Below are 8,177 nucleotides of genomic sequence, written 5' to 3' on the forward strand. Positions count from 1 at the left end.
GGTCAGCGGAGCAGGAGGCAGGAGTCCCACGAGGTCGTGGTCCCGGCGGCGGCCAAGGCGGCGCCGGCCGATCCGTTGAGGAACCCGGCAGGTTCGTCGCCGGCGGCCACCGCCCGCTGGTGCAGGCGCAGGAGCGGTGCCAGGGGGATCGGGGTGAGGGCGTCGGCGGCGATCCGGCGCCCGGCCACCAGTACCCCGGCGGTCCCATGGCACAGTCCGCGGTCGATGAGACGACCCATCTGCTCCGGGTCGTTCAGGCACCCGGTGAACGCGGCTTCGGCGTCGCGTTGGCGGGTGGTGTCGCCGAGGGCGCGGGCGGCGAGCTGCTGGGCGCGGGCGATGCCGGGGGTTCCGTAACACCAGGACGGCCGCAGCGGGCCGGTCTGGGCGGGTTCGCCGCGTTCCAGGTCGGTGAGGGTGACGGTCTGCGGCCACCACGCGGCGCCGTCGGCGGTGTGCTGCTGCCAGGCGTCCAGCCATCGCAGGATCCGCTGCATGGCCTCGGTGTGGCCGTCGACGTGGACGCCGTCGAGGTGGGTGAGGGCCAGGAGTGCGAGCGGGCCGATGCCGTGCGCCATCCCGTGGTTGGCGTGCCCACCGGGCGGGGCGGGCTGACCGCGGTCGGGTCCGGTGTGGCACCACCAGCCGGGCAGGTGGCCGATCGGGTCGGTGAGGCGCACCAGGTAGATCAGCACCTGACGGAGCAGATCGAGATCGCCGATGCGGCGCAGGGCGACGCCGAGCCCGGCCAGTCCGCGGATCAGGTCGAATTCGGCGTAGTGCGGCCGCCGGTGGTGGTCCATGCGGCGGTGCGCGGCCTCGAGGCGGTGGCGGGTCACCGCCTGAGTCCCTGCGGCGGCGATGGCTTTCGCTTCGGCCAGGCCCGGCTGGTCGCAGGCGGCCAGGACGAACGCCAGGGCGGGGGCGCCGTAGTAGAGGCTGGCACCATCGGCGACGCTGACCCCGCCGGCGGCGGCCTGTCGCAGCGCCGCGTACGCCGCCTCCGCATCGCCGGTCTCCAGGTGCAGCAGGGCGATGCCGGCGGCTCCTTCGGCCAGGGACTGCCCCACTGTCATGACGTCCCGCGTATGAGATCGGTGTGGGCGACGGCGCGGGCCAGGCGCAGGCAGTGCCGTTCGGAGGCGGTGTCGACTCCGATCATCCGGGCGTGGTGCATGTGCAACAGGTCGGCCAGCATCTGGTCGACCTCCAGGCCGTCCCGGTCGGCCAGGGCGCGGTAGGTGGACAGCGCCGCGGCCAGGCCGTCATCCTCGTAGGCGCGGCGGGCGTGGGCGAGCTGGGCGGGCTGCAGGCGGGGGCCCGTGCGGTGGGGCACGTGGTCGACGAGCCAGCGCCCACCATCACCGGTGAACCCGTGGGCCATGGCGATCATCCCCGCGGCCGTGGCTGCCTGCCGGTCGCCGGACAGCCGTCCCAGGACGGCGCGGGAGTCGGCGGCGAACACCGCCTCGGCAGCCGCCAGGGTCGGCCCGGTTCCGTAGCGGGTCGGGGCGGTAGGTGCCCAGCGTGTAATCGGCCAGCAGACCATCGTCGTACAGCCGCCGCGCCCACAGGGCCAGGTCGCGGGCGGCGTCGGCGAAGTGGGCGGCGTCGCGCAGGCGGAGCCGTAGTCGCAGGTGGGATCGAGGGCAGGGGTAGCGCAGGAACCACCACCCCGCCGGGAAGTCGCCCAGGTGGGGCACGATGTCCTCGGCTTGGCCGTACAGGCGGGCGTCCAGCCACGGCGACAGGCCGGGCCGGTGCTGAAAGGTGTTCGCGGGGCGGGCCGGCCGGGGAGGCGGCCGGTGTGACGGCTGGGCGCGGGTGAGGGTGAGCAGGAGTTCGGCGGGTCTGCCGTCGATCCACCCGGACGGGCCGCAGGCCTCGGTGAGGACGGCGTTGCCGCGCCGGTCAAGGTGGGTGCGCAGCACCACCAGATGGGCGCTCTCCTCCAAATCAAGGCGTAGCCGCACATCGTCATCGCCGATCAGGACCTCACGCGGCAGCCGGTGGCGTACGCGGTGCCGCCGCCAGGCGGCCTCCCACCGCGGCCACGTCGCGGCATGGGCGGGCAGTGCGGTCGCGGGGATGATCCAGCGGGCCGGGTGCAAGATGGAGCGGCCTCGCCGGATGCGTGGCAGGAACGGCAAGGCTCGGGCGTGACCCCAGGCGAAACGGGCGCACGGGGCCGTCCACGCCGTCCAGATCTCCGCCAGGAACCGGATGAGGGGCTGCTGGCGGGTCGCCATCAGCACGCAGTTGACCAGCAACGGTTCGACCGGGCGCCCGGTGGTGCGGGACACCAGCCACAGCCGGTGGCCGTCGCCGGTCACCGCCAGATCCGCGAGCGTCCACGGCGGGTCGGGGTGGAATTCTCCGACGGGCAGGACGGGAAGCAGTTCGGGTGTCCGGGCGAGCGTGGCCAGCCGGGTGTCCAGCGGTGGCCCGGACAACTGGACCGTGTCGGCGCCGGGCATGGCGGTCGGCAGGCCGGTGTAGACGCGGCGGAAACGCTCCAGCTCCGCAGGGGTGAGCAGGTGCAGGAACCGGGCGGAGGCGACCCCTGCGTGGCGGGCGCCGCTCACCACCGTCAATGTGAACGCGCCTCGATCGAGATCCTGGGGTGTCGCGGCGGCCAGGGTGAACCGCAGTTCGGTGTGCGGGATCGGCGGCCGGTCATCGCCGCCGCCGCGCAGCGAGGCGATCAGGTCGTCGTCGAGGACCACTTCGGCGCAGCCGTCCAGGGCGGATTGCTGGGCGATCGCCGACAGCGAGGCGTCGCGGGCGGTGAACGCGGCCGGGTCACGGCGGGGCGATCCCCGATACCCGGCGGGGAACCCCAAAGTAGTGATGACCGCGCCCAGCGGCACGGCCGCGCCCGGCCCCCACCGGTCGATGAACGCTCGATGGTAGGCGACCCAGCCGGGCAGGTGCGGCGCGACGGAGACGAGCGCGGAAGCGGCCGCAGCCGCCTCGTCGGCCACCGCGGGGGGCAGCGTCACCGAGCAGTCGAGGCGTAGATCGACGGCGACCCGGTCGCCGGGGTCGGGGAGGTCGATGTGGCGTGCCAAGTGTGCGGCCGGGTCGGTCACGGTCATCGGCGGCCTGACCGCCGACAGCAGCACCCCCGCGCCGACCAGTCCGGCTACCAGTCGTTCGGCCGCCGTGGCCCCGCCGGCCAGCTCCCCGGCGACCTTCGCCGCCAGCTCGGTGAACACGATCGGCGCGACGGCGGCCTCGACCGCCGCCCGGACCGGGCCGGTCAACTCGATCTCGACATCCCATGCCCGCTCGCCCTGCGCGCGGGCGCAGGGCAGCACCCACGCCCCGCCACGCGCATACCCCAGCGCGTTCGTTACCACCAGGACAGCGCGGAGCGTCGCCGGATCCCGCTCGGCCACGACCGCGCGCTCGGCGATGTGGCGGTCGTCGGGACGGGCCACGGCCTCATGCGACGCCCCCCAGCGGACCGCCGCGCGGGGACCGAACTCGACCGGGGCCACGCCGGCGAAATGACCGAACGGGGTCGCGCGGGTCGTCCACCTCAGCAGGTACCGCACCGTCGCCTCTACCAGGCGCCGCAGCTTGGGTATCTGTATCGGAGCGTCGGCTAGGGCACGGATGATCTGGGCGGCCAGGTGTGGCGCGGCCGACGTGAGCGCGGTCGCGAACCCGGGCAGCGCCCACGCCTGTCCCAGCCACTCCAGCCACGTCTCGGGCTGGTCGACGGTCAGGTCGGGCCAATCCGGCAGTGTCAGATCCTGGGGGTAGGAGGCGGCCCTGATCAACGCCGCATCAACCGGTTGGAACATGTCTCGCTCCGCGTCGCCGAGGGGGAGGGGGAGAAGCGGGAGGGCCCGGCCCCCGTGGAGACCGGGCCCGATGGATCGGCGGGTTCAGCCGCCCGAGCAGGCGTCCGAGCCGGTGTTGCCCGAGCCGCAGTTGTCGTCGGTGTCGGTGGCGAAACCAGTCGCGGCGGGCCCGGCGTCGACCAGGCGCAGGTTCAGTTCGTAGTCCATCAGAGGGCTCCCTTCTCATGGGTGAAGGTCAGGACGAAGCGGCTGTGCCGCTTGTCCAGGACCGCCCCCTCCGGCAGGTCGCCGTCAGGGGCATGCGCGGGAAGGACGTGCAGCACCGGAGACGGGCTGCCCGCGTCCACCCACGCACGCATGTGCCCGACCATGCGCCCGGCCTCCGCAGCGGCTTTCGTTCCGTGGGCGTATGCGCCGAGATCGAACCGCCGGCCGGTCCAGCGCAGGGCCGACCGGTAGGCGAAGGTGCCGTCATGGAAGGTGGCAGGGGTGCCGAACCGCCATGACGGCGCGACCATGCCGGAATCCACAGCCGCTTCCTGCGCCGACAGCACCACGAACTTCTCCACATCGAGGGTCAGGCGTGTCGCCAGCCACAGGTCCAGGTCGGACAACATGGTGCGGGGCGGCAGGCTCAACCCGGCCCACGCCTCCTGCCGGGGCTGGGCCAGGAGGCCGGCGACAACGGCGGGATCGAGCTGCTGGCCCTCATCCAGCCGCAGGTGGACACTCTCGGCGATGTCGACGTACCGCACCTGGTGGGCCCCGTCGCCCTGGACCGAGACGAACCCGCACTGGCGGTGGCTCTCACTGACCAGGCGATCTCCTGAGCGTCGCAACGCCCACGACCGGGTCATCCCCCACGTGCGCAACGGTACGACGACCACACCGCCGTCGGTGAGCTGCTCACGCCACGCGGCCGCGACGTCCCACGCCCCGGCCGTCACGATGATCAGGTCATAGCGGCGGCCCGGCTCGATCGGGTGCTCGGCGTCCGCACATACCACGGTGACGTCGGTGTAGCCCGCGGCCTCCAGGCATGTGGCCGCCCGGCCGGTCACCTCCGGGTCGATATCGACCGTCGTGACCGACCCCGACGGGCCGACGAGTTCCCGAAGCAGCGACGCGTTGTAGCCCCCACTCCCGATCTCCAGGACGTGACGGCCGTCCAGACCTCCGAGCGCGTCCGCCGCCTGACCGAGCATCTCCGCGATCAGGAACGGCGCGGACACCGAGCTGATGGTCTCCTCACCCCGCCGCTTGGTGATGACCGCTTCGTTCTCGTAGGCCTGTTCCACCGGCAGGCCCGGGGTGTACACCTCGCGGGGAACGGTCCGCATCGCCGCCTCCACCTCGGGACGCAGCACGAACCCTTTCGCCACGTGATCGGCGGCCAGCCGATCGACCATCGCGTTACGGAGGCTCTCGCTGCCCATGGTGCCGACGCTCATTCCGGTGTCCCTTTCTGCGTGCGCGTGCGGGCCGCCGCGACTCGGGCGGTCCCGGATATCCCTGCGGGTCACCCGCTGCGCCATGCTGCCCGACCCTCGCGTCGTTCACGGGCCGAATCACTGACCGACGGGCTCGCCCGAGGAACCCTCCTGGCCTGGTGGTCCGCCCTTCCCCGATGGGCCAGATATTTCAGGCGCTGACCCTCAGGTCGTCTGCGGGGACCTGATCGCCTCACCAATCGGCCGCCTGGCATGCGGTCTCCGCAGAGGATGGCCTGCGATGGGCCGCAGCGAAGGAAGGTCCGCAGCCTCTGTTTGAGGGCAGGGCGCCAGGTCACGGATTGGCTCTCTCGCCAAAGGGGTTGCGAGGTTGTCCCAAATGGGTTCTGGAGTCGGTCATGGGTTGCACCTCCACGTGCGATCTGGCTGGTCTCGGCCCTTCACCGTGAGACGAGCCTCCTTCGCTACGGGACACGAAGTGCCCCGCGAACACGGTCTAGGAGTAGCGTGACGACCACGGTACGTGAGGGTCTAGAGATCGGCTGTCCGCTGGTGTCCGCTCCTGTCCGCGGACACCAGCGGACAGCCCGAAAGTCGATGCGTGCGCACGGAGACATTTGGTCAGGTACTCCGTCGACTACGAGGCGAACTGTCTGTGAGAGAGCTCGTGCGCCGGGCTAAGATCGCCAAATCCACATCGAGGACCTGGGGTCGGCCACCGTCCGCGGCCGGGCGTCTCAGGCCGTCGCCGCGTTAGTAGCGCACGCGACCGCGACCCTGAACGGGCACCGGGCGGACGGCAGAGGAAGGGAACGAGTGAATGGCGCTCACGGTGGACCAAGCCACCCCAGATGACCTGCCCGTGGCCCGGGTCCTACCGGCCCGCGATGGGGACCGCGTCGTCGGCATGGACGCCTACTCTTGTGGAGCCAAGATCCACGTAGACAAGGTTTTCTACCGCATGGATCTGTGACCAGGCCCCTACACCAGACCGCGAAGAGGGCAGGCGTGGACGAGGGAACGATCGGTGAAACTCTGCGAAGGCTGCGTGGAGAGATGTCGGTGCGGCGCCTGGCTGATCTGGCCAATGTCAGCAAAAGTCATATATGGGGCATAGAGCATGGGCATCGTATCCCAAGCGCACAAATCGCGGCAGCGCTCGATCGGGCTTTACACGCTGATGGTGAGCTACTCGAACGGGTCGAGGAGATGTCGGTACCCCGCGTGAAAGAGCTGGGAGCCGATTTTCGCGGTGTCGGCCCCATCCACCATCTGCCGCACCAGGGCCCTGTGGCACCGGAGCTCGTCATGTACTTTCTGGAACAACTTCCCGGGCACTACAAGGCCGACATGTGGCTCGGCCCGCGCCAACTCATCCCTACGGTCATAACCCAAGCAAGGCTCATCGACGATCTTGCACGCGCAGCCGATACGCCAGTGCGGCTAGGTCTGCTCGGCGCAGGCGTCGCCTACGCGGCTTTGCTCGGATGGTTGTATCAGGACGCCGGAGACGTAGGTCGGTCAGCCCACTGGCGGACAGTCGCGCTGGACATGGCGCACCGCTCAGGCGACCCTCAGTTCATCAGCTATGCCCTCACCAACAAGGCGATGCACGCGGTCGACTTTGATGACGGACGTACAGTTATCGACTTCGCCGAAGCCGCCTTGGCCGACGAGAGCAGACTTTCCGCTAAGACCCGGATCCTTGCGCTCGTCCATAGAGCGCACGGCCACTCGATGCTGCCGGTCAAGGACAAAGACCTGGTGGATCGGCTGCTGGACCAGGCAGCGGAACTGGTGGATCGCGTCGACGACGAACATCCATGGGGCAACGCATGCCGCCGCACCCCTGGATACATCACGATCCAGCGGGCGACCGCTTACGGCCGGATGGGCGTGTACCGGGAAGCCGCCGCATTGTGGGACCAGATCCTCGATACGGCCCCCGCGTCGGCCCGGCGCGACAACGGCGTGTTCTGGGCGCGCCAGGCCGCTGCGCTGGCGGCGATGCCCGAACCCGAACGGGCCGTTCAGATCGCGACGACCGCCGCCGCGATCGTGGGGAACACGGGGTCGGCCAGGCTACGGCAGGAGATGAAAGCGATCCCTAGGCGCGCTACCGCGTGGAGAAACACGGCTTCAGGCCGGGAACTCATTGAGATCATCTCTGGGATCGCCTGAACCTCAGCTGGAAGGTGCCGATGACCCCTCAGCCGATGACCGATGACCAGATCGCCGCTCAGCTCGCCGGACTACCCGGATGGCGGCGCGCCGGCGAGGCGATCACCCGGACTTATCAGCACACTTATCACGAGTGCGTTCACCTGGCGATGTACGTCGCCGCCAAGGCCCGCGAGGTCGGCCACCACCCCGACGTCCATATCACATGGCAACGCATCCGCTTCGACCTCACCACCCACGACGCAGGAGATCAGATCACGGCCAAGGACTTCGAACTCGCACGGCACATCGACGAGATAGCCGCCGGACATGGCGCCCGACCTGTCTGAAAGCCCTGGGACGCGTTCGGACATCTGCTAGACCCCCGCCTGACCTCGCCCGCGCCGCATTAGGACCGCAGGGTCCCGCCAGGATGCGGCGAAGCGGGCCGGAGGCCCCAAAAGGAACTGCCCGAGCCGGAGGCGAGGACCTTATCCTGGCGTGGCGTTTTGGCGGTCGTTACCGGCTTCGACGCCGCGTTCCTCCACCCCTGTCGATTCCCGCCTGACCTCCCCCGCGCCGCTTAGGACCGCAGGGTCCCGCCAGGATGCGGCGAAGCGGGCCGCGAGGACCTTTTTGTGGAGGGGAGTCGTTGATGGAAGTTGTCAGTGGGAGGGGAGGGGGCAGGTGGTGGCGGGGTCGCCGGTGGTGGGGCGGGGGAGGGTGGCGTCGGCGGGTGGGGTGGTGCCGCGGG

The 8,177-nt window shown here is 70.5% G+C and carries 7 protein-coding genes; 2 read left to right on the forward strand and 5 right to left on the reverse strand.

The features are described from left to right. Positions 1-2: 2 nt before the first annotated feature. The 5 genes from NYZ98_RS31140 to fxlM all read right to left on the reverse strand — a co-directional run bounded on the left by NYZ98_RS31140 (position 3) and on the right by fxlM (position 5,263). Positions 3-1,076, reverse strand: coding sequence for a lanthionine synthetase C family protein (locus tag NYZ98_RS31140; RefSeq protein ID WP_262847158.1), 1,074 nt, complete (start codon positions 1,074-1,076; stop codon positions 3-5). Next, on the reverse strand, positions 1,073-1,465 hold the full coding sequence (locus NYZ98_RS31145) for a lantibiotic dehydratase C-terminal domain-containing protein (protein WP_262847159.1): 393 nt from the start codon (positions 1,463-1,465) through the stop codon (positions 1,073-1,075). The genes NYZ98_RS31140 and NYZ98_RS31145 overlap by 4 nt, the downstream gene beginning before the upstream one ends. Next, on the reverse strand, positions 1,362-3,812 hold the full coding sequence (locus NYZ98_RS31150) for a lantibiotic dehydratase (RefSeq protein ID WP_262847160.1): 2,451 nt from the start codon (positions 3,810-3,812) through the stop codon (positions 1,362-1,364). Before NYZ98_RS31150 ends, NYZ98_RS31145 begins: the two co-directional genes overlap by 104 nt. Before the next feature lie 84 nt (positions 3,813-3,896). Next, positions 3,897-4,019, reverse strand: coding sequence for an FxLD family lanthipeptide (locus tag NYZ98_RS31155; protein ID WP_262847161.1), 123 nt, complete (start codon positions 4,017-4,019; stop codon positions 3,897-3,899). Then, positions 4,019-5,263, reverse strand: coding sequence for a methyltransferase, FxLD system (fxlM, locus tag NYZ98_RS31160; protein ID WP_262847162.1), 1,245 nt, complete (start codon positions 5,261-5,263; stop codon positions 4,019-4,021). The genes NYZ98_RS31155 and fxlM overlap by 1 nt, the downstream gene beginning before the upstream one ends. Before the next feature lie 1,008 nt (positions 5,264-6,271). Here fxlM and NYZ98_RS31165 point away from each other — a divergent pair. Together NYZ98_RS31165 and NYZ98_RS31170 are read left to right on the forward strand one after the other, a co-directional pair. After that, complete coding sequence (locus NYZ98_RS31165) at positions 6,272-7,444, forward strand: helix-turn-helix domain-containing protein (protein WP_262847163.1); 1,173 nt, start codon at positions 6,272-6,274, stop codon at positions 7,442-7,444. A 35-nt stretch (positions 7,445-7,479) separates the two neighbouring features. After that, a complete protein-coding gene (locus NYZ98_RS31170; RefSeq protein WP_262847164.1) occupies positions 7,480-7,773 on the forward strand; it encodes a 4a-hydroxytetrahydrobiopterin dehydratase in 294 nt (97 codons plus the stop codon). Positions 7,774-8,177 lie beyond the last annotated feature (404 nt).

The organism is Sphaerisporangium corydalis, assembly GCF_025506355.1.
In the GTDB taxonomy this organism is placed as follows: Bacteria; Actinomycetota; Actinomycetes; order Streptosporangiales; family Streptosporangiaceae; genus Sphaerisporangium; species Sphaerisporangium corydalis.

Excerpts from the sequence above, each read along its gene's own strand:
- NYZ98_RS31140 (WP_262847158.1), bottom strand. The coding sequence starts at position 1,076 with ATGACAGTGGGGCAGTCCCTGGCCGAAGGAGCCGCCGGCATCGCCCTG.
- NYZ98_RS31150 (WP_262847160.1), bottom strand. The coding sequence starts at position 3,812 with ATGTTCCAACCGGTTGATGCGGCGTTGATCAGGGCCGCCTCCTACCCC.
- NYZ98_RS31155 (WP_262847161.1), bottom strand. The coding sequence starts at position 4,019 with ATGGACTACGAACTGAACCTGCGCCTGGTCGACGCCGGGCCCGCCGCG.
- fxlM (WP_262847162.1), bottom strand. The coding sequence starts at position 5,263 with ATGAGCGTCGGCACCATGGGCAGCGAGAGCCTCCGTAACGCGATGGTC.
- NYZ98_RS31170 (WP_262847164.1), top strand. The coding sequence starts at position 7,480 with ATGACCGATGACCAGATCGCCGCTCAGCTCGCCGGACTACCCGGATGG.